19 protein-coding genes and 2 pseudogenes are annotated in these 25,049 nt (G+C 39.4%); 7 read left to right on the forward strand and 14 right to left on the reverse strand.

What is annotated here, in order from left to right; genetic code table 11:
* Positions 1 to 195 precede the first annotated feature (195 nt).
* A complete protein-coding gene (locus E0H94_RS15350; RefSeq protein WP_131327301.1) occupies positions 196 to 915 on the forward strand; it encodes a GntR family transcriptional regulator in 720 nt (239 codons plus the stop codon).
* A 63-nt stretch (positions 916 to 978) separates the two neighbouring features.
* On the opposite strand, the pseudogene E0H94_RS15355 reads toward E0H94_RS15350, so the two are convergent.
* From E0H94_RS15355 to E0H94_RS15365, 3 genes and pseudogenes are all read right to left on the reverse strand, one after another.
* Positions 979 to 1,889: pseudogene (locus E0H94_RS15355) on the reverse strand (IS5 family transposase).
* A gap of 215 nt (positions 1,890 to 2,104) precedes the next feature.
* On the reverse strand, positions 2,105 to 3,205 hold the full coding sequence (locus E0H94_RS15360; protein WP_131327357.1) for an ABC transporter substrate-binding protein: 1,101 nt from the start codon (positions 3,203 to 3,205) through the stop codon (positions 2,105 to 2,107).
* A 77-nt stretch (positions 3,206 to 3,282) separates the two neighbouring features.
* Positions 3,283 to 4,236: a TauD/TfdA dioxygenase family protein gene (locus E0H94_RS15365; RefSeq protein WP_131327302.1), complete on the reverse strand. Its 954-nt coding sequence runs from the start codon at positions 4,234 to 4,236 to the stop codon at positions 3,283 to 3,285.
* A gap of 222 nt (positions 4,237 to 4,458) precedes the next feature.
* Here E0H94_RS15365 and E0H94_RS15370 point away from each other — a divergent pair, with 222 nt between their 5' ends.
* The 3 genes from E0H94_RS15370 (at position 4,459) to E0H94_RS15380 (ending at position 9,768) form a co-directional block, all read left to right on the forward strand.
* A complete protein-coding gene (locus tag E0H94_RS15370; protein WP_131327303.1) occupies positions 4,459 to 5,280 on the forward strand; it encodes a Crp/Fnr family transcriptional regulator in 822 nt (273 codons plus the stop codon).
* A 117-nt stretch (positions 5,281 to 5,397) separates the two neighbouring features.
* Positions 5,398 to 7,062, forward strand: a complete 1,665-nt coding sequence (locus E0H94_RS15375; RefSeq protein ID WP_131327304.1) for an arylsulfatase — start codon at positions 5,398 to 5,400, stop codon at positions 7,060 to 7,062.
* A 228-nt stretch (positions 7,063 to 7,290) separates the two neighbouring features.
* Positions 7,291 to 9,768 (forward strand): TonB-dependent receptor, encoded by a 2,478-nt coding sequence (locus E0H94_RS15380; protein WP_131327305.1) that lies wholly within the window; start codon positions 7,291 to 7,293, stop codon positions 9,766 to 9,768.
* Positions 9,769 to 9,850: 82 nt separating this feature from the next.
* On the opposite strand, the gene mgrA is transcribed toward E0H94_RS15380, so the two are convergent.
* The 11 genes from mgrA to E0H94_RS15435 form a co-directional block, all read right to left on the reverse strand.
* Positions 9,851 to 10,849, reverse strand: a complete 999-nt coding sequence (mgrA, locus tag E0H94_RS15385; RefSeq protein WP_131327306.1) for an L-glyceraldehyde 3-phosphate reductase — start codon at positions 10,847 to 10,849, stop codon at positions 9,851 to 9,853.
* 11 nt (positions 10,850 to 10,860) lie between these two features.
* Positions 10,861 to 12,222, reverse strand: coding sequence for an LLM class flavin-dependent oxidoreductase (locus E0H94_RS15390; RefSeq protein ID WP_131327307.1), 1,362 nt, complete (start codon positions 12,220 to 12,222; stop codon positions 10,861 to 10,863).
* A 62-nt stretch (positions 12,223 to 12,284) separates the two neighbouring features.
* Entirely contained in the window at positions 12,285 to 14,480 is a 2,196-nt protein-coding gene (locus tag E0H94_RS15395; RefSeq protein WP_131327358.1) for a TonB-dependent receptor, read from the reverse strand.
* Positions 14,481 to 14,608: 128 nt separating this feature from the next.
* Entirely contained in the window at positions 14,609 to 15,676 is a 1,068-nt protein-coding gene (locus tag E0H94_RS15400) for an ABC transporter substrate-binding protein (RefSeq protein ID WP_131327308.1), read from the reverse strand.
* A gap of 50 nt (positions 15,677 to 15,726) precedes the next feature.
* Complete coding sequence (locus tag E0H94_RS15405; protein WP_131327309.1) at positions 15,727 to 16,635, reverse strand: TauD/TfdA dioxygenase family protein; 909 nt, start codon at positions 16,633 to 16,635, stop codon at positions 15,727 to 15,729.
* A 119-nt stretch (positions 16,636 to 16,754) separates the two neighbouring features.
* Complete coding sequence (locus E0H94_RS15410) at positions 16,755 to 17,552, reverse strand: Crp/Fnr family transcriptional regulator (RefSeq protein WP_131327310.1); 798 nt, start codon at positions 17,550 to 17,552, stop codon at positions 16,755 to 16,757.
* Between the two features lie 156 nt (positions 17,553 to 17,708).
* Positions 17,709 to 18,116, reverse strand: coding sequence for an ExbD/TolR family protein (locus E0H94_RS15415; RefSeq protein WP_131327311.1), 408 nt, complete (start codon positions 18,114 to 18,116; stop codon positions 17,709 to 17,711).
* Positions 18,116 to 18,850 (reverse strand): MotA/TolQ/ExbB proton channel family protein, encoded by a 735-nt coding sequence (locus E0H94_RS15420; protein WP_131327312.1) that lies wholly within the window; start codon positions 18,848 to 18,850, stop codon positions 18,116 to 18,118. Before E0H94_RS15420 ends, E0H94_RS15415 begins: the two co-directional genes overlap by 1 nt.
* 37 nt (positions 18,851 to 18,887) lie before the next feature.
* Positions 18,888 to 19,712: an energy transducer TonB gene (locus tag E0H94_RS15425; protein WP_131327313.1), complete on the reverse strand. Its 825-nt coding sequence runs from the start codon at positions 19,710 to 19,712 to the stop codon at positions 18,888 to 18,890.
* 12 nt (positions 19,713 to 19,724) lie between these two features.
* A complete protein-coding gene (locus tag E0H94_RS15430) occupies positions 19,725 to 20,540 on the reverse strand; it encodes an ABC transporter ATP-binding protein (RefSeq protein ID WP_131327314.1) in 816 nt (271 codons plus the stop codon).
* A 9-nt stretch (positions 20,541 to 20,549) separates the two neighbouring features.
* Positions 20,550 to 22,175: an ABC transporter permease gene (locus E0H94_RS15435; protein WP_131327315.1), complete on the reverse strand. Its 1,626-nt coding sequence runs from the start codon at positions 22,173 to 22,175 to the stop codon at positions 20,550 to 20,552.
* Between the two features lie 1,095 nt (positions 22,176 to 23,270).
* Between E0H94_RS15435 and E0H94_RS15440 the strand changes: the two genes are divergently transcribed.
* From E0H94_RS15440 to E0H94_RS15450, 3 genes and pseudogenes are all read left to right on the forward strand, one after another.
* Positions 23,271 to 23,498: a hypothetical protein gene (locus E0H94_RS15440; protein ID WP_131327316.1), complete on the forward strand. Its 228-nt coding sequence runs from the start codon at positions 23,271 to 23,273 to the stop codon at positions 23,496 to 23,498.
* A 2-nt stretch (positions 23,499 to 23,500) separates the two neighbouring features.
* The gene (locus E0H94_RS15445) at positions 23,501 to 24,436 is read left to right on the forward strand and encodes a hypothetical protein (protein WP_131327317.1); all 936 of its coding nucleotides are present in this window, start codon (positions 23,501 to 23,503) and stop codon (positions 24,434 to 24,436) included.
* Between the two features lie 363 nt (positions 24,437 to 24,799).
* A pseudogene (locus tag E0H94_RS15450) lies at positions 24,800 to 25,042 on the forward strand (DDE-type integrase/transposase/recombinase); the annotation flags it as partial.
* Between the last annotated feature and the right edge of the window lie 7 nt (positions 25,043 to 25,049).

Genomic DNA, 25,049 nt, shown 5'->3' on the forward strand with positions numbered 1-25,049 from the left:
ACAAGATCACTCATTTGAAAATCTTCATTTTTATCAACATGATTTTTAATTAAATATCTAATATTTATATTTTTTATTTTCTTTGCATTGTGTACATTCATTGCTAAAATCGTTTAGAGCTTATAATTAGCTCTTCATGTTCAATCTAACATTTGCACTGTTTTGTAACTTTAATGCGCTAAGGAGATCCTAAAAATGTCATTGCATTCAGATGAAAACAAAAAACTACTGAATAACAAAGACATAGATATGCACATTTATAATGCCATTTTAGATGCAATTTTAAATCGTCAATTAAAACCTGGTACTCGTTTGGTTGAAGCACCCTTATGTAAAGCATTTGGAGTTACTCGTGGCGTGATCCGACGGATTTTCGTAAAACTCGCTCACGATAAAATTATTGAAATACAGCCAAATCGTGGTGCTATTGTTGCTGAACATGATCTAGAAGACACTAAAGCAGTGTTTGAAGCACGTAGCATGCTGGAATTGGGAACTGTAAGAAAACTCGCGAAACGTGCCCAAAATGTGAATTTACAAAGTGTAAGAGAATTAGTAAAGGCAGAAGAAAATGCTCTCTCTGATGGAAACTGGAAAGAGTGGGTAAAACTTTCAGGAGACTTTCATTTAAAGCTTTGTGAAATTAATAATAATCCGTTGGTTACGAACTACCTTCAAACATTAATTGCCAGAACATCATTATTAATCCGCATGTATGAATCCCCAACCCATAACAGTTGCTCTATTGATGAGCATACGGCTATTCTTAATGCAATTGAACAAGGTAATGAACAACTTGCAACTTCACTTATGGAAGAGCATCTAGAAGATTATGCAAACATTTTTTTAAAGGAGCAGCCTACTTCCAATTCAATTAATTTACTTGAAATCTTTAACAATAAGAAAATCAGTTAATGTAAATATGGAGTGAATAGGGCTTTGTTGCACAAAGATTAGTTTACCTTAAGCGACTCAGGTTTAAGTGACAACTTGAGTATGATATCGACCTAATTCCGTAAATTTATTGAGTACTGCTACACGGGCATGAATCTCATTCAATTGGCTTTGAAAGTTCTTGGCACTGAGTTTATTTCCCAATAATTTGATGCAATGCATCTTGGTTTCTACCAAGCTTCGCCTAAGATACCCAGACCACTTTTTCCAAATTGTTCTTCCTAAGTATTTGACCGTTTTTAACAAGTCATTTCTTGCTAAAGAACTTAGTTTTTTGTCTTTCCAGTGCTTAGCATTTTTCTTGGAGGAATCATTGCATATGCCTGTCGATCTGAAATGACTTTTCTGCAGTATTTGGTGTCATAAGCCCCATCTGTATACGGTGAATCAACTCGTTCATCTTCAGAGATTTTTTTATTACATGACCAAGCACCTTAGAATCGCTCACATTATTGCTAGTCAGTTGAACCGCTCGTATTTTTAGGTTCTCTGCATCTATACCAATATATAATTTACGCAATTGGCGACGATATTCAGGCTGATGCTTCTTACGTTTCCATTCACCTTCACCCAGGAATTTTAAACCCGTGGAGTCGACGAGTAGATGTAATCCATGACGACTTTTCTGATAGCAAATCGCAATATCAATATACTTTTGTCTGCGACAGAGGGTCGAATAATCTGGTGCTGTCCAATTCAAGCCACAGAGTTTAATGAGGCTTTGAACAAAGCCTGTAACCATATGCAAAGAGGGTCGAAATAGAGATTTCATCATGAGGCAGCACTGAATTGCTGCATTGGAGTAGGTTTGATTTCATCCTTGTTTGCCTTGTGGTTGGGCATACCATTGAGTATTTAGATCAAACCAAATCTAGAGACTTTCTCATAAGAAGCCAGTTGATTGTACGGTAGATTGTAGGTGTCGGTTTATTTATTTGAGAATTATATTGCTGAATATGCCTTTAGAGATAGATTTGTATAACAAAGCATCATTAAATTATATTGAACAATATGGTAGGTAAGCCACCAGATTTTTATAGAGATTAGTATTCTGTATTCAGAACAATCAGAAATCCAGACGATATAGCAAAACACTCATGAAAAAGACCTTAATTAAGGTCTTTTCAAAACCAATCAATTTAATATTTTTCTATTTTGAAGAGTTCCAATAATTGACGTAATTCAACTGTTGAATCCCTCGCTCGACAAACTCAGCATTTTGCCATTGTTTTACATCAATATTGCGTTTTATCAGCTTAGCCTTTAATGCAGTTTGTACACCTTGTTGTAGATGCCCTAGATAATATTCATCTAAAAGTGGTGAAAAAACTGTTTTTAAGGCTTTGTCTTGTAGACTCAACGCATAGAGTTCTTTAGGTAATCCTGCATTTTTAGTGACGAGTTGAATGGCATTATCCCGATTTTCAGGCTGTGAAACCCAATATGCTGATTGTAAAACCGTATTGACCAATGTTTGGACGAGTTCAGGATGTTGTTTAATAAACTCACTACGACCCACCAGACCTGACTGGATTGTTCCAGCTCCATCCTGCCGCTGTCCAGTACTCAACGGAACCTCTACGATTTTCTGCTGTTTTAGCGCCAGAATTGACATCAAACCCCAGCTTGCATCAATTTGCTTAGCTGCAAGTGCGGCATTGGCCGCGGCAGGATCCAAATTAATAATGCGGAAATCTTTTTCAGTAAAGCCATGTCGTTCAATATACTGATTAAACGATAATTGCATAGCAGTCCCCTGAAAAATCGCAATTCGTTTGCCTCTTAATTGCTCTAGGCTGCTATATCCTCTATTTGGTAAAACACCCAAATAGGCGTCTAGATGTCGTCCAGTTGCCACCAGTAAAGTGGTATCGATTTGATTCGATTTACCAATAATGGCCGCTAAATCACCTAAAAAAGCAAAATCTAATTGCTTATTGGCTAAAGCCTCATTAATTACAGGCCCTGCGCCTTTAAAAAATCGCCATTCAATCTTAATGTTTTTCTTTGCAAATTCTGTTTCAAGCAACTGATTTAAGTAAATATAATCGACTAATGGTGTGCCGCTGCTGTGCCGTTCACTACTGGTTAAATCAGGTACTGCAATTCTAATTTTTACAATGTTTTCATTCTGATTTGTTGTTTTTGACGGTGCTGATGAAGATGGTTTGAAAATAAACAGTAGTAAAGCGACAAAAATAAATGCAGGAATAACCCAGATAAATCGATTACGTTTTGATAGTGTGGCCATATAGTTTTTCTCAACAACATGCAGAACGTCACTGTCGTTAACCACCACAGTGACGTTCTGCATGTTTAAAATGGTATTTAGTTGGCATTTAAAACAGCCTGAAGCTTGGCTTTTTCGAGTTGTTCTGCTGATAAGTCTTTGGGCAATGTGGTTTTACCCTTTAAGCCATGTACACCAGTCGTTACTTCACCTGCAAGTGTAATTCGGCGTACAACACGATGTTGATCGCCATAATCGTTAACCGCATAATGCTGGGTAGAACGATTATCCCAAATTACGACATCCCCTTCCTTCCATTGCCAGCGCACGGTATTTTCTGGTCGTGTTACTTTTTCTTGTAAAATATTAAACAAAAGCTGTGAATCACTTTGACTGAATCCCACAAGTCGTTTGAAAAAATGCCCCAGTAATAGACTTTTCTTGCCAGTTTCTGGATGTACTACGACTACTGGATGCTCTGTCTCGTACTTGGTAGATACAAAAATTTTCTTCAGTCTTTCTAGTTGTTCCGGCTCGACATTTTGTTTTGCTCCACCATAATCATATTCATTAGAGTGTACAGCCACCAACTGCTCAGCAAATTGCTGTAAAAGCTCAGGAAGATCTTCATAGGCAGTTTCGGTATTTGCCCAAGTTGTATCACCACCTGTTTCAGGGATAATTAAACCTCTTAAAATACTGATTTTAGGATAGGCATCGACAAAAGTAACATCAGTATGCCAAGAATTGGCTCGCGCACCCTTTTGTGAGTCAAGTTCAAAAATAAACTCTGTACTATCCACCGCTGGTACTGTTGGGTGTTTAACAGGCGAACCAAATAATTCTGCAAATTTCTCCTGTTCGGTGTCCCCCAAATGTTGCTGGCCACGAAAGAATAGTACTTTGTGCTCTAGTAGCGCATCGTGTATCAACTGAACTGTGGATGAATCAAGCTCCGAACTTAAATGAATACCTGAGATTTCGGCTCCAATTCGACCAGTTAATTTTTTAACCTGTAGTTGTTGTGCTGGTTTCTGGATAAATGTGGTCATGTTAATTTCCTGTCATAAATATATGACTGAATTTTTATCAGAAACGGCGGCATATTCTGTTATTTCAAAGACAATCCATCACGTAAAAAATTATTTTGATATTTAAATAATTAATAACACGTACATATGAAAATTAAATATGAAATTATATTTTTTTGAAATTTGAATAAATTTTAACTCTGATAAGCTGTTTAAAATCTTAGTTTATATCTCTGATTTATCATGAAAGCATCATCAATTATCGAATTCAGGAATCCTATCTCAAAATATCAGAATGATTCTGACGGCGGACAATCTTCGGATCATCAGATTATAACGAATGAATTTATTCACAAAAGTATTCGTATTTTAGAAAATTATCAGGTTATTCAATCTTTATCTAATGCAGATAAATCTACGCTTATTCAGCATTTAAAAATAAGAAAGTACTATCATAATCAAACCATATACAATCAAAATGACCCGTGTACTGATATCAATATTTTGCTTGAAGGTGCGCTTAAACTTGGCTGGAGCACATCTCAAGGCAAATATCACACCGATATTTTTGTGCCCTCAGGTACATTGATCAATATTGTTCCGATTGTAACGGGTCAACCCTTACTTCACGATCATATTGCACAAGGTAGAACTGTAATTGCCAACCTTCCTGGGCAATTGTTTATGGATGTCATCAGAAATAATGCAGATGCTTTGTTTATGGTGTTGAAATTAATCTGTGTAAGAACACAGCTAAATCGTGAACAAAATTTCATTTATTCAACTGAAACATTGCAAACGCGTCTTGCTAAAAAACTAGTTTTTTTAGTGGATTATCATTCCTATCAGGACAAAGATAAAATTTTACTGAATCTCAAATTGAGTCAGGAAAATCTGGCAGAACTTTTGCAGACGTCAAGACAAAGTATTAATAAAGAACTAGCAGCTCTTTCAAACCAACACATCATTGAGGTCAAATATAATCAGATCTTTATTCTGGACTTTGAAAAGCTAAGCGATATTGCCCAGACTCATCAGTTCCACAGTACCACCAAGTTCCTTTGATATATCTGCTTTTGTCATAATGATATGATTTTAAGATGAAATAACTGTCGGAATAAAAACAGAATAAAAATTTGTCATATTTACACTAAGCATTTTAGTCGCTTTGTTGGATAAAACATGACAGATGTAAATATTAAAGACCAACCTAATATTTTATTGATTGTGGCAGATGATTTGGGATTTTCAGATTTAGGTGCTTTTGGAGGAGAAATCCATACCCCTCATTTAAATCAGTTGGCATTAAACGGCTTAAGACTTACTAATTTTCATACAGCATCAACCTGCTCCCCCACTCGTGCGATGTTACTTTCAGGTACTGACCATCATTTAGCTGGTTTAGGAACCATGGCAGAGGCCCTTACCCCAGAGCTCGAAGGTAAAGAAGGCTATGAAGGTGTATTAAATAACAAAGTTGCCGCATTACCAGAGTTATTAAAAGATGCGGGTTACTACACCATTATGTCTGGGAAATGGCATTTGGGACTAAAACCAGAATATTTTCCAATTAAAAAAGGGTTTGAACGTTCTTTTGCATTATTACCTGGTGCAGCCAATCATTATCTATTTGAAGCGGATATTCCAGAAGACCAAATTCCACGCTTACTTAAGTCAACAAAAGGGCTCTATGCAGAAGATGATGAGTTTTCGGAAGAACTACCCCAAGGGTTTTATTCATCAGATTATTTTACCACTCGCTTTCTAGACTTTTTAGAAGATGATGATACACGTCAGGGACGTCCTTTTTTTGCATACTTACCTTTCTCTGCACCGCACTGGCCGCTTCAGGCACCGCAGGAAGATATCGATCGATATAAAGGACGTTATGCGGATGGACCTGTTAAATTACGTGAACAGCGCCTTGAAAAACTCAAGCAACTTCAATTGGTAGATGCGGAAACAACAATTCACCCTGTCCTCGCTAGAACCCCATTCTGGGAAAATCTGACTCAAGAGCAACGTGACAAGTCTTCAAGAATTATGGAAGTGTATGCGGCCATGGTAGATCGTATGGATCAAAACGTTGGACGTGTAGTGGAATACCTCAAAGATCGAGGGGAATTGGACAATACCATTGTTATTTTTTTATCAGACAATGGTGCAGAAGGTGCTCAACTTGAAGCTCTGCCCGTCTTTGGCGGCCAACTTAATGAAATTATCGAGCAATATTACGACAACAGTATTGATAATATTGGGCGAGCAAATTCATATGTTTGGTACGGAGAACATTGGGCACAAGCAGCCACAGCGCCTGCTCGCTTATATAAAGCCCATACTAGCGAAGGTGGAATTAGAACCGTTTCGTTCATTCACTACGCAGGATTTAAACGCCAAAATCAGATCAGTCACGAGTTTCTGACGGTCATGGATTTACTACCAACCCTATTAGATTATTTAAATATTCAGCACCCCGGTCAGGTGTATAAAGGTCGTCAATTGGTCCCACTCCGTGGCCGTTCTATCTTACCTTATTTACAAGTACAACAAGACCATATTCACAGTGAAGATCATGTCACAGGTTGGGAGTTATTTGGTCAAAAGGCTCTGCGCAAAGGAGAATGGAAAGCGCTCTTCATACCTGCGCCAAATGGTCCAAATCGCTGGCAGTTATATAACCTAAAAAAAGACAAAGGCGAAACTCAGGATTTGGCAAAACAATATCCAGAAAAGCTTGATGAATTACTTAAAGAATGGGCCAATTATGTCAAAGAAAATGGTGTGATTGAAAATGTGCAACAACGAAGATTATTACAAAATGATCAGCTAGAACCATTTGAAGCATAAAAATAACGAAGAGATTAGTATTTACTGATTGAACTAAGCCAGCACCTCATGCTGGCTTTTAAATTTGCTATATCAACAATATTTTAAAAGGCATATGTTTTAAAAATTACTATTAAATATAAAGATAAGATCATCAAAATATAAACTTAAGTTTGTACTGATAATGACAGTGTTCAATTACATAAAAATTAAAATCATCACAAAGAAAGCACAAAATGGAGTCCATTAATGTCAATTCAAAAGCACACCTTTCATTTCAAGAGAAAAAGATTCGTTTTAAATAAAATCACGCAAAGTCTGTTTATTTCAGTTAGAGGGTGTGCAGGATACTCATCTATTGTCTATGCCGAAGACAATTCCACTACTTCAGATACAGCGGTAACGGAAGCCAGTACATCAAATTCACAGTCAAACAGTAAAGCAGATGATGTCATTCAGCTTGCAGATGTCATTGTGACGACACGAAGACGTGAAGAAAAAGCGCAAAATGTTCCAACACCCATTAGTATTTTAAGTGCCAAAACACTGGAGACACAGAAACTCAGTAAACTTGAAGACCTGCAACAAGCGCTACCCAGCCTTAATGTTGCTTTTTTGAACCCTCGCCAATCGAGTGTAGCCGTTCGGGGTTTGGGTAATAACCCAGCCAGTGATGGTTTGGAAGCCAGTGTCGGGGTCTATCTGGACAATGTTTACTTAGGTCGTCCCGGCATGGCTGTATTTGATTTATTAGATATTGCTCAACTCGAATTATTACGTGGGCCACAAGGAACATTATTTGGTAAAAATACCACGGCGGGCTTATTAAACATTAGCTCAAAACAGCCTACCTTCGACCCGGACCATTCTGCTGAAATTTCTTTTGGTTCACGCAATTATTTGCAGGCTAAAGGAACGTTTTCAGATGCTCTATCCGAAAATGTAGCAGGTCGACTTTCATTTTATAAAACCACTCAGGATGGTTTTATTCATAACACCTATAATGGTAAAGATTATAACAATACAGATCGCGAAGGTGTGCGCGGTCAAATTCTCTGGAAGCCGCAAGAGAATTTTAATTTACGTCTAATTGCAGATTACAACAAACAAGATGATGATCAAGGCGCGATGGTCGTGTACTACGCTGGGCCAACGTTCAACAGTACCGTATATGGAAATAACTACAATCGTTACTTAGAAAATGCCACACAGTCAGGTGCCAAAAATCTTTATACCAACTGGAAAGACAAACAGATTCATTCAGATGCCCCACAGCACATGTCTGTTGAGCAAGGTGGTGGATCGGCAGAAGCCAATTGGTCGCTAGATAGCGGTAAAAAAATTACGTCGATCAGTGCATACCGCTTTTGGAACTTTACCCCAACCAACAGTGATTTTATTAGCTCAAATGCCTTGATTAATGGTGGTGTTTCGGTTCGAGATGAACAGTATTCTCAAGAGCTACGGCTAACATCGGCTGGGAATCAGAAAATAGATTGGGTGACGGGCTTATATTACTTTCAGCAAAATTTAGACAATACGACTTTCTCTTTATATGGCGATAAGGCGGACGCATTTTATCTTTACAACGTGCCGAGCGTAAGAACCTTAATTGCAAATGGTCAATCAAATATTTTGAATAATCGAGATTCGTATTCATATGGGACAACTGAGACAAAAAGCTCAGCATTATTTGGTCAAAGTACATGGCATGCGACACCGAAGCTAGACATCACCACAGGTGCACGGGTCACCTATGAAGATAAATCTGCCAGTATCTACAGAACCGACCCTATTGGCGGAACCCCAGTTTCGGGTTTAAGTGTGGCAGAACGTAATTTACTAAATGCACAGCTTGGCGCATATGACTCGGGTGAATTGAAGCAACACGGTTTAAGTTACTCTGGCTTACTTACTGGTAGTTATCGTTTGAATCCAAGCACACTGGCTTATGCAACTTATTCGCACGGCGAGAAATCAGGAGGCTTCAACCTGAGCATTGGTTCTGCACCAGCAGCGGGTGCTAACTCGTTAAAGGTTGATCCTGAAAAAGCCGATAACTATGAAATTGGATTAAAACAGAATTTTCTCAACAATACCTTACAGCTCAATAGCAATATATTCTGGATTGATGTTTCTGACTATCAAACCACAAGCTATGAACAAGTCGGTAACTCTGTCGTGAGTGTATTGGCAAATGCGGGTAAAGTACGCAGCCGAGGGATTGAACTCGATGCAACCTATCAACCTATTCGTCGCCTTACGCTCAATTTTAATGGTTCTCTTAACGATACCACCTATACAGAATATAAAAACGCTCCTGCTCCATCCAATATCAGCATTCCAACAGGTGTGAATACACAAGATCTGTCTGAAGAACGTGTATATGGTGTACCCAAGTGGATTGCAAATTTCAATTTCCGTTATGACTTAGCTGAGCATAATAATTGGCAACCCTATGTTTCAGGAAGTTATGCTTGGCGAGATTGGTCATATGGCTCTTTAGATAATAACCCGTACAGTGTCATCAAAGCCTATGGATTAACGAATGCGAGTCTGGGTGCACGACATCGTATTGGTGAAAATGAACTAGATGTTGCGCTATGGGTAAAAAACCTGACCAATGAAACCTATGTGACCAATACATGGAATTCTTCTAATGGTATTGTTCTCGCTAGTTTAGGTCAGCCTCGTACCATCGGTGCAACCGTGAAACTTAGCTTTTAATAATAGAATGCTCAAACATTCATATCTATGTTGTCTTGCAGCACTGGCTCGTTAAAGGCCATGCTGCAAATTTTGTATAGACTTATGGCGTATTTAGAATAGCGTCAATCTGAGTCAACTCATCTGCACTAAACGTCGTATTTTGCAACGCTTTTAAGTTTTCGATGATCTGTTCTGGTCGGCTAGCACCAATGATTGTCGAGGTAATCCGTTCATCACGTAAAACCCACGACAATGAAAATTGAGCCAATGTTTGGTCCCGACGCTTTGCTATTTCATTTAACTGCTGTATTTGCTGTAGCTTCAATGCAACGAGATGCTCAGATTGTAGATAGCGGCTACCGCGTCCGATACGTGAATCTTCAGGTACCCCATTCAGATATCGTCCAGCCAATAGCCCCTGAGCCAGTGGTGAGAACGTAATTACACCGAAACCCTCTTGTTTAGCTGTCTCTGTAAGACCCTGCTCAATCTGACGTTCAAAAAAATTGTAAATTGGTTGATGCAAAGTCAGAGGAACGTGATAGGTCTGAAGCAATTCTATCAACTGTAAAGTTAATTCTGGCGTATATCCAGAAGAAATCCCCACATAGAGTGCTTTACCTTGCTGCACAATATCGGCAAGTGTCTTAGCTGTTTCTTCAAGCGGTGTTTCTGGGTCATAACGATGTGAATAAAAAATATCGACATAATCAAGACCCAGTCGCTGTAAGCTTTGATCAAGACTGGCCATCAGGTATTTTCGGCTGCTCCCACCTTGTCCATAAGGTCCAGGCCACATGTCCCAGCCCGCCTTTGTCGAAATAATAAGTTCATCTCGATATGGCTTGAAGTCAGTTTTTAAAAAGTGCCCAATATTCTTCTCTGCACTTCCATAGGGTGTTCCATAATTATTGGCCAGATCGAAATGATTAATTCCATGATCAAACGCCGTGTAAAGTACCGATTTTTGTTGCTGAATCGGAGTGTCATCTCCAAAGTTATGCCAGCAACCGAGTGACAATGGTGGTAATACCAAACCACTATTTTTAATTTTTCGATATTGAAGTGATTGATATCGTTCTGAATTTGCGAGATACATACTTTGTCCTTTTAATCGGCAGCAGCCAAGAGGCCGAGGTTTTGTCTTAATGTTTGACCTTCGTATTCTTTGCGGAATAAATTGCGCTGTTGGAGGATGGGAATAACCAGATCGACAAAGTCTCGAATTCCATTTGATATTACGGCCGGCATAATGTTAAATCCATCTGCTGCACCACTAACGAACCACTCTTCAAGCTGATCGGCGATATATTCTGGCGTTCCAACCAAACAAAAATGTCCACGTCCCGATGCAATACGTTGATAGAGCTGTTTAATGGTTAGGCCCTGCTCTTGCCCGAGTGCCTGAATTAATTGCTGGCGACTTTGCTGCCCCGTTTGGGTTTCAGATAAATCTAAGGAAGCTAAAGGCTGATTCACATCAACACCGCTTAAGTCAAAATTACCCAACATTCTTCCTAAAAGCCCAAGGCCAATGTCATCATCAACGAGCTCATCTAAAAGCTGTTGCTGTTTCTTAGCCTCTTCATTCGTATGGGCAACAAGCACATATACACCCGGCATTACCACTAACTCATGTTCTTGGCGGTCGTAGTCTTCAAGACGTTGCTTTACATCGCTATAAAATTGCTGTGCAGCGGCTAAGTTGGATTGGGCCGTAAAAATGACATCTGCCGTACGAGCTGCCAGATTTTTACCTCGTTCTGAACTGCCTGCCTGAACCACCACAGGGTGAGACTGTGGGCTTGGGCTAATATTGAGTGGACCTTTTACCTGAAAAATATCACCGCAATGATTAAGCGTGTGTACCTTATCTGGATTAAAGAAAATACCTTTGGCTTTATCGTGAATAGCTGCATCTTCATCCCAACTGTGCCAAAGTCCTTTCACCACATCGTAAAATTCTTCAGCACGTGCATAGCGGTCTTGATGTTTAACATGTTCCTTTGTACTGAAATTTTTCGCTTCAAGCGCAAAATCGGTAGTGACGAGGTTCCAACCTGCACGCCCCGCAGAAATCTGGTCTAAAGAGGCAAACTTTCTTGCGAGATGATATGGCTCATTGTAGGTGGTCGTGGCCGTTCCAATGAGTCCGATATGACGGGTTTGCGTCGCGATTGCCGTAAGTAATGTGAGGGGTTCAATCTCATTACCACGAATTTTGCCTGATGTGGCCGTTGATGGATCGACAGCCAAACTATCGGCAAAAAAAATGGCATCAAATTTCCCTTCTTCAGCTATTTTTGCTGCACTTAAGTAGCGCTCATAGGGACTTAGGTTTAATTGACTCGCTGGATGTCTCCAACTGGCCAAATGATGGCCATAACCGTCTAAAAATAAATTAAGGTGAAGCTTTCTTGTAGACGAATGTTGAACCTGAGACGACTTTACAGGTTTTAAAGGATTACTCATTTTAATCAGTCCAATGGATTGATGTACACCTCGAAAAAAACGAGGCGTACTAGTCATAGTTTTTAGAAATTTTTACGGAATGAAATGCCCAAATAGCGTTCATCATCTCTAGGGACTTGACGAGTAATACGGCTACCATTTGTGCTCAGTAAGGTCGCATATGATTTATCTGTTATATTTCGTACATTCAATGCCAATCGCCAGTCAGAAGCAGTATCAGCTAAAGCAATGCTCGCGTTCAAAAGCCCATATGCACCCTGAATGGTGTTTTGGTTTTGATCGAGGCTGAACTGTACTTTGCTCTGCCATGCATATTGAGTTGAAAGTTCAATTTGCTTGTTATTTGCCAGAGTAAAATAGCGATCGAGCTGGGTATTAAATTTCCAATCTGGAGAAAATGGCAACGGTTTACCATTTACATTCGGGCATGAAGTATCGGTAGCTGGACATTTGAAGTCATCAATGCGTGCATGTGTATAGGCACCTGAAAAGTTTAGTCCCCAATTAGGATTAATCTTATATACCGAATCAATTTCAGCACCATAGGTAGAGACACTTCCTGCATTAACCAAGCGGGTTATCGGGAAACCATTTGGGTCGAGGGTTCTAAAATTTGCCTGATAGTTATCATAATCAGTATTAAATAACGCCACATTGACACGCAGGCGATTATTCAACCATTGAGATTTGAGTCCAAGTTCGTAGGAGTTAGCCGTTTCTGGATCAATGACAGGTGTATCATTTTGCTGCATATTAAAATAAACGTTATATGCAGGACCTTTATAACCTCGCGAATAGGTAAAATAGCCCAATATATTCGGTGTAAAGTCATATTGAGGTCCAATGCGGCCTGAAACTCCAGTTTCACTGGTTGATCCTTCACTGCTAAATGAAGAACGAATAGCATTTCGGACACCTACACTGCTTGGAACAGTTGAAACTCGGCTGTGATCATAAGACAACTCATCTCGAGTAACACGTAAACCCGCAATCCATCTCAAGCGATTTGTGAAATGAAAGGTACCTTCGCCAAATGCAGCATAGTTAGTGCTGTCTGTGTTGTAGATTGCCTTACCAAAATCTACGACATAGGCATTAGTGGCATTGTTATACCAAGTTGATTCACGTTGATAAGTCTCATCGTTTTTGTTTTTTGAAAAATATAGACCCGCGACATAATCAATAAAACCATGATCGAGTGGTTTAATTCTAATTTCTTGAGAAAATTGCTTACTGTTAACATGACCTAAATCGGCAATTCCGGCAAAATTTGGTGTCGGAGCAGCAAGCTGATCACTGTCACCAATCTGTGTATTTTTCCATTGGCGAAAGGCCGTAATGGATGATAATTGATGATTGGTTAATGTCCAGTCTGCGGTGAGTGCTACACCCTGATTGGTATCATCAGTCGAGGCTTGGGTATTTTCAACCGTACTTCGATTGGTTGGAGATGCCACAACAGGCGATAATGCTGCTGCATAGTTGGCATCGGTATTTTTAACCACAATACCTGTCGGGGCACTCCCTTTTTTATGCAGATAATCGGCAGTAAAGCCCAACACTAAACTATCGGTAGGCGTATATTCAAATTTGGTTCTAAACCCATAGTTTTTATAGCCATTAACGTCTTGATTGGTTGTAAGGTTGTCTACATTGCCATCAAAATTACCTAATAGCGCCGAGACATTGGCAGTTAATTTTTCAGGAATTAATGTACCAGATGCTCCTAGTTTAATTCGTTGTTCACTATCACTAGTGGCATAGGCATCAATATAACCAGAGGTTTCACTGGTCGGATTTTTGGTCACAATATTGACTACACCTGCCGATGCATTTTTACCAAAAAGCGTTCCTTGGGGACCACGAAGCACTTCAATCCGATCAACATCCAACAAGTCAAGTGTTGCTTGCCCTGGTCGGCTGTAAACAACGCCATCTATCACCGTTGAGACTGAAGGTTCAACACCCGGTGAAGTAGTAACGGTTCCAATACCGCGAACAAACAAGGAAGTATCCTTATTAGAAGCTCCAGCCCGAAAGTTAACACTCGGTACTTGTGTGACCAATGTTTCAAGTGAGTTTCGTTGTTGCTTATCGAGTTCTTTTCCACTAATGACTGAAACGGCAACAGGTACTTTTTGAAGTGATTCTTCACGGCGTGTTGCTGTTACAACAACGGTCTCTAACTGCGCCACATCCTCTGAAGAACGTGCGGTGTTTGAGACTGTTTCTGCATGAGCTTGTCCCCAAACTGACAAGATACTCAGCGAAAGTAGACTTAAATTTAAAATTTTTTGTTTGGTTACTGACGTGAATGGATCACGCGTTACACTTTTCGAATATAACGACATTATTTACCCCATAATTAAGTTTTAAAAGACGGTGCTTATTTCACTGATTTCAAATATTCGTACTGTTGAGTTGGCTTCCAGTAGGTCTTTAAATTTGATTGTTCAAGTGCTTGATTTACAAATGACGGATTAACCCAGCTTTTGACGTCAATATTTTTGCGTATCAACCCTTGTTGCGTAGCCAAAGTGATTTTTTGCTGCAATTGTTGGGTGTAATAGCCATCAAATAACGGTGAATATAAAAATTTCAGATTTACACCATTGAGTTCCTGCGCATATACAGAGGCTGGATAGCCTGATTGGGTAAAAAAGAGTGCGACTTGAGGTACTCGATTTTGCTCATTTGAGAGCCAATTCAGACCTTTTATAACCTGAGTCACAACCTGTTGTGTTTCATTTGGATGTTGTCGAATAAAAGATTGACGACCTAAAAACACGCCTTGAGTAGATCCTGCACCCTTTAATTGACGACTACTTACAGGCAAATTAACGATGTGTTTGTCACGCAATGAAAAAAATCGAGAAGGTCCCCATGACGCATCAATTTTTTTTGCGGCCAAAGCGGCATTAACGGCGTTAAAGTCTAAATTGACCACTCGAACATCACTGAGCTTTAACCCTTGGCTGTTCAATGCACTCACAAATGACAACTCATCTGCCGTACCACGTAATAAGCCAACACGTTTTCCTTTTAATTCAGCAAAATTTTTGATCGAAAGATCGGATCTCACTGCCAGATAATTGGTGATGCCGCGCGCCGTTGGAACAAGTAATTGAGTATCTAATCCATTGGCTTTACCAATGATCGGAGGTAAATCCCCTAAAAATGCGAAATCCAGTTGATTGTTGGCCAATGCTTCGTTAATGGCTGGCCCAGCACCTTTAAAAAAGTACCATTGCACTTTGACATTCTGTTTTGCGAGTTCCTGCTCAAGCCATTTTTTGTTGTAAAGTACATCAACAACTCCTCCACCCGCATGTTTCTGACCGGCAGTCAAATCGGGAGAACCAATTCGGATTGTTTTAAGGCTTTCAGCATAACTGGCATGTCCATAAGCCAATAAGCTCAGCAAGATCAATTTTTTAAAAATTGATGGTTTCATGATCTTTTCCACATTTTTATTGATAAATCAGCGCTGTATTATTTAGACGCTTATAAAGTAGATGGCTTAATTTGCTTACTCGCTTTACCATCGATATCAACAGGCACATCACCTGCTAACGTAACGCGTCGCATAACACGCAAAGCTTTGCCATAATCATTGACAGCTAAATGCTGCGTGGCACGGTTGTCCCAAATGGCGACATCTCCGTTTTTCCACGTCCAGCGAATCGTGTTTTCAGGCTTGGTTATACGATCTTGAAAAATTTCAAACAGCTTGTTGGACTCTTTAGCAGTCAGACCCACAAATCGTTTAAAAAATTGGCCTAAAATTAAAGTCCTCTTCCCAGTTTCAGGATGCACTCTGACCAATGGGTGTTCCGCTTCGTAGACAGTTGAAGCAAAGATTTTTTGATGGCGTTTTACAACGTCCTCACTTGCTGAAGGACGAAAACCACCATAATCAAAATCATTGGTATGAATTGCACGGAGCTGATTGGCAAGAAGTTTTAGCGGCTCTGGTAATTCATCGTAGGCTGCTTCCGTGTTTGCCCATGTGGTATCACCCCCTCGATTGGGTGTAGTTACCGCTCTTAAAATGCTGATTTTTGGATAATTTGAAACAAAGGTGACATCGGTATGCCAAACGTCAGCGCGACCATCATGACGGGAATCAAGTTCAAATATATAAGTCGAACCCTCTGCCACTGGAACAGTAGGATGAGAAATAGGTTGCCCAAGCAATTCTGCAAACTTTTCCTGCCCGTGATCAGTTAAATGTTCCTGATTACGGAAAAAAATAACTTTATGTTCAAGCAATGATAGTCTGATTTGATTCAAGACCTCAGCATTAAGGTTTGAAGATAATTCAATACCATTAATTTGTGCACCGATACGACCTGCTAAAGGAATCACATCGATTAACTCACTCACTGGTTTTTTTATTAATAAATCTGCCATATCATCGTTCTCATCATTGATGGTATGAGTTTAGAAATTACCCCTTTAAAATTCTGCAACAAAAATTACATAGCATTTCTGCATTTATGAAAAATTATTCATAATTCGTCATAATCTCTTTAGCGCAGTAAGGCTTTTAATTTGTCGATGTCTTTGACGGAGATATGATTGTATTTTGTTTCAATAATGCCTTCTTCAACAAACCACTGAATTTCCTTTCTGATACTTTGTCTCGATATTTTTAAAAGTTCTGCCAAATTTTCTTGTGAGAGTTTTAATAAAACTTCGATGCCTTTTTGAGTTTGGGTAGAAAAAAATTCGATTAAATAGATGAGCTGTCGCGCAATTTGTACTTTTAAAGGTTGTGTAGATGTATGATAGATATCATTGTCTAAAAGACGTGTTCTCTGGCATACCAATTTTAAGACCTGATACAACATGCGTGAATTGTGCTGTATGATGTGCTTAAAGATATGTTCAGGAATGGTTGCTATCACAGTTGCTTCGTGTGCAACATATTCATGCTCTAAGGCAGATTCAGAAATAAGATAGACTATATTTAATAGTGCACCTGTAGGAATAAAACGATGAATAAGATATTTTCCATCGTATGAATTCCAACCTAACTTGAGTACACCACTTAAAATAATGATCAGTTCACCACAGTTTTGATGTCTCGAATATAGCACTTGTCCTTGATAAAGATGCTTTATCTTAATTTCATTGAATAACTTCTGCTTTTCTTCAAGCGAACATGCGTCCATAAATTCACATTCTGACAGCATTTGTTCAGCCAGTTTTTTATATTCAAAGGTAATGTTGAAATCTTGATAACGATTGATATGAGTTTGATCTAATAAATCTAAAAAATGATCATAGTTATCTCTTCTTTTGTCGTTATAAACAAGTGTTGTCATTCGTCATCTCACCATCAAATTGAAGCTCTAAAATAGACCATACAACCTAATCGTGAAATTCAAGTTTAATATAAATTTAGATTAAACAATTATATAAAAATCAAGATCTCAAATTTGGATCTTGATTTTCTTTCTTGCTATTTCTTTTAATCAAACTTAAGACTTAGGCGATGTAATGACTGATAGTTTATCAACACCTACCCGTTCTATGCTGGCCAGTAACTTGGCAACTGTACCATAAGGAACTGTCTCATCTGCATTCAGATTCAGTGCCAGTTTAGGATTAGCCGCCTTACGCGTTTGGATTGCTTGTTCAAAGTGTTCAAGCGTGACTTTGTCTTTGTCCAGATAAATTTCCCCTTTTGGCTTAACACTAATGACCACTGCTTTGGTTTGATCTGTCACCTGCGTCGGTGCAGCTTTGGGTAAGTTTACCTTAACAGTATTGGTCAGTAAGGGCGCCGTGACGATAAACACAATCAACAGAACCAACATCACGTCCACTAGAGGGGTAATGTTGATCTCGCTGACCACATCATCTTGCTCCGATGTTGAAATTGCCATTATGCATATACCTTTTCTTTATTGTGGGTATGGCTTAACTCGCTGGCTGGAGTGATCGTACTTGTTGTTTTTACCTTAATCGTCTTAAGCTGGAAACCTGATTTCTGGTTTAGGCTGACAAAATCGGTCGCAAAGTCATCTAGTTCTGCACCGATAGCTTTTACTTTACGCACAAAATAGTTATATGCCAGTACCGCTGGAACAGCCACTGCAATCCCGATGCCTGTTGCAACTAGCGCTTCACCAATTGGCCCTGCGACTACATCCATACTGGCATTACCCGAATGTGCAATTGCCTGTAAAGCATGGATAATCCCAAAGACTGTACCAAATAAGCCAATGAAAGGTGCATTATTACCAATCGATGCAAGTAAGGCAGAACCATTTTCTAGCTGGCGACGTTCTGACAAAATTTGTTTGCGTAAATGGCGCTCGAGTAAATCTTGACGGCTCCAGCTATGTTGTAAATCTTGATGAGTCTCATCGTCTGCATCGGCAAGTGTTTTAAAACCCGTGTGTGCAATACGTGCCACAGGCCCTTGTCCTGTTTCCGATTTCTGAATGGCATCTTGCAGATTTTTGGCACTCCAGAATTCTTCGGCAAAGGCTTTGCTTTGGCGGTTGGCTTTTTGGGTTTGAACCAGTTTAATGACAATCAAACCCCACGTCACAATTGAAAAAGTAACCAATAACCAGATAGTCCCATCGTGGATCAGAGAGTTTATATCACTCATGTTAAAATTCCTTATAGATCAATATTAAGTTAAAAAATTATTTCGGGAGTTGATAGTGAATAGGAACATCGACCCAACCTTCGACTGGTGTTTTTCCTTTTAAGGCGGGTGAGAATTTCCATTGTTTTACAGTTCTCACCGCTGCACTATCGAGTATTTTTTTGCCACTGCTCTGTTTGACTGTCACACTGTCAGGACTGCCATTTGGCAGAACTTTCACCCTCAAGATGACTGATCCTTCCCAACCCCGGTCGAGAGCCTGTTCAGGATATTCAGGCGCAGGATTACTCAAATAACCTGCATAGCCTTTTGCTTCAGTAACAGGCAAGTTGTCGTCAGAGGTTTTTGCTGGTGCGTCAGTGGGTTTTGCAACTGATTGCTGAACAGGAGCCGCCACCACGTTCTTACTTAAGGGTTCCGCTACAGGTCGTGGTTGCTCTATTGCCTTATGCTGTTCAACGTGTTTCTGTACCGGTTTAGTTGGCTCTACCTGCTTTTGTACAGGCTGAGGCATCTGGCTAACAGGTGGTATCTTTGGCTTTTGCACCACTGGAGGGATTTTAGGTTCAATCACCTTGGGTGGTTCAGGTGGTTTGACAATTTCTATCACCACAGGGTCAGGTGTTTTGACGTCAAGCTGAGGCGTAGGAAGTTGTTTAGCGATATACCAGATTCCCAAATGTGCCGCAGCAACGGCGACAATCGCGATTGCCAAAGCATTCTTTTTTGGCTCAACAGGATCATTTCCAACCTCTACGTTATGGCTAAAAGGATCATTAACCGTCGTTGTATGGGGGACTTGATTGGATAATTGCCCGAATAAAAATGCTTTTCTAATCGAGCCTTGACTAAATTCACTCATCAATAACTCCAATTAACCAATTTTGTCTTCGGTCAAAATCCGAAAAATCTGTTCTTTTAATTGATGCAATTCAAAACTTGAACGATTTCGAGGACGCGGCAAGTTAATGGGAATAATCTGTTCAACACGACCGGGTTTGGGTTTTAAAATCACTACACGATCTGCCAGAGTAACGGCCTCTTCCACATCATGCGTAATAAAAACAGTGGTCATTTTTTGTTGGGATTGAATGCGTAGCAATTCGTTTTGCATTTGATGCCGTGTTAATGCGTCCAGTGCACCAAACGGTTCGTCCAACAGGAAAATACGAGGTTGCACAACAAGACTACGTGCAATGGCTACACGTTGAGACATCCCCCCAGATAGTTGATGTGGATACGCCTTTTCAAAGCCATTTAAACCAATCAACTCAATTGTTTTCTGGACCAGAATATCTTTATCACGCGCATTTAACGTCTCATTTAATAAACCCAGCTCAATGTTTTGCTCAACGGTCAGCCAAGGGAATAGGCGATGTTCTTGAAAAACTACCGCTCGATCGCCGCCAATCCCGCTTACATCCGCACCATCAATTAAAATCCGACCATCAAAATCTTGGTCTAGTCCTGCCAAAAGACGTAAGAGCGTAGATTTACCGCAGCCACTGCTACCTACAATCGCAATAAACTCCCCTTCTTTAATTTCTAGATTAAAGTCGTGAATAACCTTGACAGGTTGTTGATTGACGACAAAAGACTTATGGACATGGTGAAATGCCACACGTGTTTGAGCATTAGATTGAAAAGATTGGTGATGTTTTTCAGTATTTGTATTAAGGGTAATTGTCATGGTCTGACCTCAATTTTTTCGCCAAGATGTTGCGTAGTTTTCAGTTATTTTGCCCAGCCATGCCAGAATCGCGCCCAAACCAGCGACCAAAACGGTTGCTGCTATCACACGGTCCATTTCAAAGTTTTGCTGTGCTGCCATCATGTAGCTACCTATGCCAATTCCAGAGCCCATCAGGTATTCAGCTCCAAAAGATGCCATCCACGAATAGAGCAATGCCAATCGAAACCCAGCAAACATTGAAGGTGCAATGCTAGGTAAATTCAAAAGCGTTAAGCGCTGAAGCAATGTCATTCTTAAGGTGCTCGATACTTCAACAAGCTGCATTGGAATGCTCGACATTCCTTTCCATGTCGCAATAAACATCGGAAAAAATGTCGCTATTGAAATGAAAACAATTTTTGATAAATCTTCGAGCCCAAACCAAGCTGTCAGTAGCGGAATCCAAGCAAAAATAGCGATTAAACGTAATGTATTGAGTGTAGGTGCCAACAGATTTTCAATAGGCTTAAATAGCCCCACTACAATTCCCACTGAAGCCCCAATTAGCCCGCCAATAAGCAAACCCAAAATTGCACGATAAAGGCTGTAATACATGGCAGTGGTGAGTGAAAAATCTTGAATGCCTGACCACAGCGCCTCTAATACTTTCCACGGCGCGGGCAAAATTTGACTCGACATCACACCAAACCAACTGCTCATTGCCCAAAGCACCATTAGACTCAAAGGTAAAACCCATGACTTGAAAACATCGGTTCTGCTTTTTTTGTGAAAAGCATGAGCACTTAAAGCAGCATGGGGCCAGAACACCAACTTACGTTCAATTTGATGCAGGATAAAATCGAAAATAATTCCTACAGATGCGATCACAAAAATCGTGACAAAGACAATATCGAGCTGAAATAGCTGACGACCTGTCACCATCAAATATCCAATGCCTTCCGATGAAGCCAACAACTCAACAGCAATTAAGCTCGTCCAGCCTGCTGCAACAGCCAGTCTTAAACCCGTAAAGAAATATGGAAGTGTCGCTGGCAGGACAAGTTTTGTGAGCAAGGTTAGACGATTAAACTGTAAAATTGCTGCCATTTCTTTGAGTTTGGGTTGAATATCACGTACCCCTGCCTGAGTATGTAAGGCAATCGGCACCATCGTGGCCTTAAAAATTATGAAAATTTTTAAACTATTTTCGATGCCGAGCCAGATCATGAGCAGAGGTAACCAAGCCAATGTTGGGATAATCACCAACGCATAAAACGTTGCAGATAAGTATTGTTCTGCAATGCGGCTATAGCCCAGTAAAACACCTAAAAATACGCCGCCTAACACACCTGACAACAGGCCAAAACCAAAACGCTCAAGACTGATCGCAAGCTGTGACCATAGATCTTGAGATGCGATTTCAACGAAAGAATTCCACGTGTCTTTTGGGGTGGGTAAAATTTGAGCAGGCATCCATTGTTCGTTTGACGCGATCCACCACAGTAAGAATAAACAAAGAGGTACAATCCAATAGATCGCAAGCGAGTTAAAATACCCAACAGAAATGAACCATTGTTTCTTGGTATTCTTCCAGACAATGCTAGATGAATTTTTTTGCGAAATTATTTCTTTCATATCTCGATACATATCCATACATTCTGCTGTTATAGATCTCTCAGAATGTTTAACTAACCGTATACCTGATGATCATCTATCCGCGTCATTCAGATCTAATGTGAGACGTGTTGTGATCATCTTTGGTGTTATGCTCTGGATGAGTGTAAAGAGAGATGTTTTGTTTAACTGTCTACACAGGTACAAAGATCAGAAAATATTTATATTTATAAATAAGAGATAAAGATAAGAATCTACTTATATAGTTTGTTTCGATTAATTAAACCTTGACTGTACTAGAGCAACTAGTTGTACTTTAAATATTAGGTGCAGGCTTATTCATCAACACCATCGACTAAATGTAACTTAAGATAATGTTGATTCTATCTGGCAAGAAATTATAACTTTATGGAAAGTTAGAACAGCAGAACAAAATGAAATCATTCGAACAGATATTAAGCTTTCTCAAAATTCAACAGCATATGTATGATTGGAAGTACATTATCGACAATAAAAAAAGCCCGACATCCTGTCGGGCTTTTTCGTATTGGGTGTTTAGGTATAACTCCTGTCGTACCTCACGTCCTGGTGTCGCACTTATCATTATTGTTTTATGTGTTGGAACATCCTGTTCTCTATGTCCCCATCATATGAAAAATCCTCGTAGTGGCCTAGACGCAATGCTCCCTAATTGATGTCAGCCTGAGCGTACAAGACTGCTCAAAACTTACCCCAAGGTTTATCCACAGAAATTGCGGATAGTTTCCGAAGTGCAGGCATTGAGTTATCAGGGAAAAGTTAAAATATGAGCGTTTTTTGATCTATTTTATGGGCATGAAATATCAAAATTGCTCATAAAAAAACCGACTTGTTTCAAAGTCGGTTGAACGAGATCGTTCCAGAGGGTATGAAGCAAGATAAGCTGCTGATCTTAAAGTAATATTAAAAATGTGTTTCGTATAACCACCATTATGTTAAATGGGATATGATTTTGTTTAAAAAAAATCAATAAACGATGTAATATATTAAAATCAAATAAACAAGATGACTAATAAAAAGATAGATTTTGTATAAAAATTTAGCATTATGTTTATTAAAAATAATTAATAAATCAATAAATTAGAGTGTATAAATATGCGTAAAATCACGTTTGTCAAAGCAGGAGACAATGATGTCTCCGAAGTAACTATCAGTTCTGGAACTCATATTGCAAAAGTTGCACCAATTGTTGCCCGCGAAACTTATACAATTTCATATCCAGGCGGTGGTGGCGCAGTAGCTCTCAAGGAAAAATTTGCAGCGGCCGCACAGGCGGTGATAGATGATGCTGCTGCCCGCAATGTAGAAATTGGTGAGGAATGATCATGGAGTTTTCTGGTATTAGAAAATTATTTGGGAACACTGAATTACCAACAGTAGTTAGTGATTCCTCCTATGTTCTTACTAGGTTTTCTGGGTCTGGATTCTGTGTACTTCATATGGATGAAGTGACTAGTAAAAAAATCATTCCACCCACTAAAATCTTACTTATTCCTGCTCTTCCATCAGTTCATCCAAACGAGAATCTTCTAGAGGCATTGAAGCAATCTGCTGTATTGGTGGTACCCTTACTTGCTTTTTCCTCAGGCAATAAAGATGTTGATTATTTACTTGATAGGCTTTCAAGCCTATGTTTTGAATCAACAACTAAAAAAAATTTAGAATTAACTGAATTTATCCAATATTTAGATACTCCAATTATTGTGGAGTCATCTAAATGTAAATTGATGGTAGAGTTGGGAGATGATGTTGATATTATGGTACCAAAGGTTGAAGCCAACATTGCTATTGGGCAATGGGTTAGTATTATTCAATATTTGGAGTTAGGATTGGTTCCTAATGCTAATAATAACTCCTTTAAAGTAAATGGGACTTTGTCTTGTGATGGAGTCACTATCGCTCACCACTTACATTCACATTTTACAGCTGGTCCCTTAGCTTTACAGGCTTGGCAAGTATTTGAAGAGTTACGTGCGAATAATCAATTTCCCCTTATACTTGAAATTGAACAATCAATATTAAAGTCTATTTTAACTAATGATGGTATAGAAGTACTTCACCGTATTTTACCTCTTACTGATGAAATAATGAGAGGAAGTTTAACTGAGGTTGCATTTGCTGCATTATCTGCAAGTGGAGATACTGACTGGAGCATAAATTCTCAGTTAAATGAGCCAGCTGGTGGATTTCATATCGGTATAGGAGCAGGTGAACAAGCTGCCCATATTGATTTTGTTTCACCTAATGCAATCTATCAATAATTCCAACTTGTGTAGAGGATTGTATAAAAGTGCTTTAAGTATTTTTAGATTTACTAAAATTAACATAATGCACGTTATACGAAATCAAAAATGTAAGCCCCAAATAGAAATGTCCGGTTTCTCCAAAGAAAAAATGTCCGCTTTTAGAATATGCGTATTTGCAATTTTCTTAGCGGACTGTTTGAAATGTTGGACTTTATCTAAAGCTGTTAGAGGAGTCATTTGACTGTTAACTTAATTAATCAATTTTCTTAACCATCGACGTACAATACCCCCAAAAACCGGTTGTATCTGATGGCTTTATAGAGATAATTGGCACTGTTGCAAATAACCACGAATGGTAAGCTGAAGACTGTTTTAGCTAAATGTCCACCAGACCTTGAGCACAGGCAGGTTAAGTACAAAATTAACGTGATCGAATGTGATCATGGCAAGCTAAAGCGAATCATCAGGGCCATGTTAGGATTCAAATCCATGAAGACGGCTTATGCCACAATTAAAGGTATTGAAGTCATGCGTGCACTACGTAAAGGACAGGCTTCATCGTTTTATTATGGTCAGCCTCAGGGTGAAGTGTATCTAATCAACAGGGTTTTCGGTCTCTAAGCTTTTT

It is taken from the genome of Acinetobacter sp. ANC 4173 (assembly GCF_004331255.1).
GTDB lineage: Bacteria > Pseudomonadota > Gammaproteobacteria > Pseudomonadales > Moraxellaceae > Acinetobacter.

Coding starts and splice junctions, on each gene's coding strand:
- E0H94_RS15350 (WP_131327301.1), top strand. CDS start 196: ATGTCATTGCATTCAGATGAAAACAAAAAACTACTGAATAACAAAGAC.
- E0H94_RS15360 (WP_131327357.1), bottom strand. CDS start 3,205: ATGGCCACACTATCAAAACGTAATCGATTTATCTGGGTTATTCCTGCA.
- E0H94_RS15365 (WP_131327302.1), bottom strand. CDS start 4,236: ATGACCACATTTATCCAGAAACCAGCACAACAACTACAGGTTAAAAAA.
- E0H94_RS15370 (WP_131327303.1), top strand. CDS start 4,459: ATGAAAGCATCATCAATTATCGAATTCAGGAATCCTATCTCAAAATAT.
- E0H94_RS15375 (WP_131327304.1), top strand. CDS start 5,398: ATGACAGATGTAAATATTAAAGACCAACCTAATATTTTATTGATTGTG.
- E0H94_RS15380 (WP_131327305.1), top strand. CDS start 7,291: ATGTCAATTCAAAAGCACACCTTTCATTTCAAGAGAAAAAGATTCGTT.
- mgrA (WP_131327306.1), bottom strand. CDS start 10,849: ATGTATCTCGCAAATTCAGAACGATATCAATCACTTCAATATCGAAAA.
- E0H94_RS15390 (WP_131327307.1), bottom strand. CDS start 12,222: ATGAGTAATCCTTTAAAACCTGTAAAGTCGTCTCAGGTTCAACATTCG.
- E0H94_RS15400 (WP_131327308.1), bottom strand. CDS start 15,676: ATGAAACCATCAATTTTTAAAAAATTGATCTTGCTGAGCTTATTGGCT.
- E0H94_RS15405 (WP_131327309.1), bottom strand. CDS start 16,635: ATGGCAGATTTATTAATAAAAAAACCAGTGAGTGAGTTAATCGATGTG.
- E0H94_RS15410 (WP_131327310.1), bottom strand. CDS start 17,552: ATGACAACACTTGTTTATAACGACAAAAGAAGAGATAACTATGATCAT.
- E0H94_RS15415 (WP_131327311.1), bottom strand. CDS start 18,116: ATGGCAATTTCAACATCGGAGCAAGATGATGTGGTCAGCGAGATCAAC.
- E0H94_RS15420 (WP_131327312.1), bottom strand. CDS start 18,850: ATGAGTGATATAAACTCTCTGATCCACGATGGGACTATCTGGTTATTG.
- E0H94_RS15425 (WP_131327313.1), bottom strand. CDS start 19,712: ATGAGTGAATTTAGTCAAGGCTCGATTAGAAAAGCATTTTTATTCGGG.
- E0H94_RS15430 (WP_131327314.1), bottom strand. CDS start 20,540: ATGACAATTACCCTTAATACAAATACTGAAAAACATCACCAATCTTTT.
- E0H94_RS15435 (WP_131327315.1), bottom strand. CDS start 22,175: ATGGATATGTATCGAGATATGAAAGAAATAATTTCGCAAAAAAATTCA.
- E0H94_RS15440 (WP_131327316.1), top strand. CDS start 23,271: ATGCGTAAAATCACGTTTGTCAAAGCAGGAGACAATGATGTCTCCGAA.
- E0H94_RS15445 (WP_131327317.1), top strand. CDS start 23,501: ATGGAGTTTTCTGGTATTAGAAAATTATTTGGGAACACTGAATTACCA.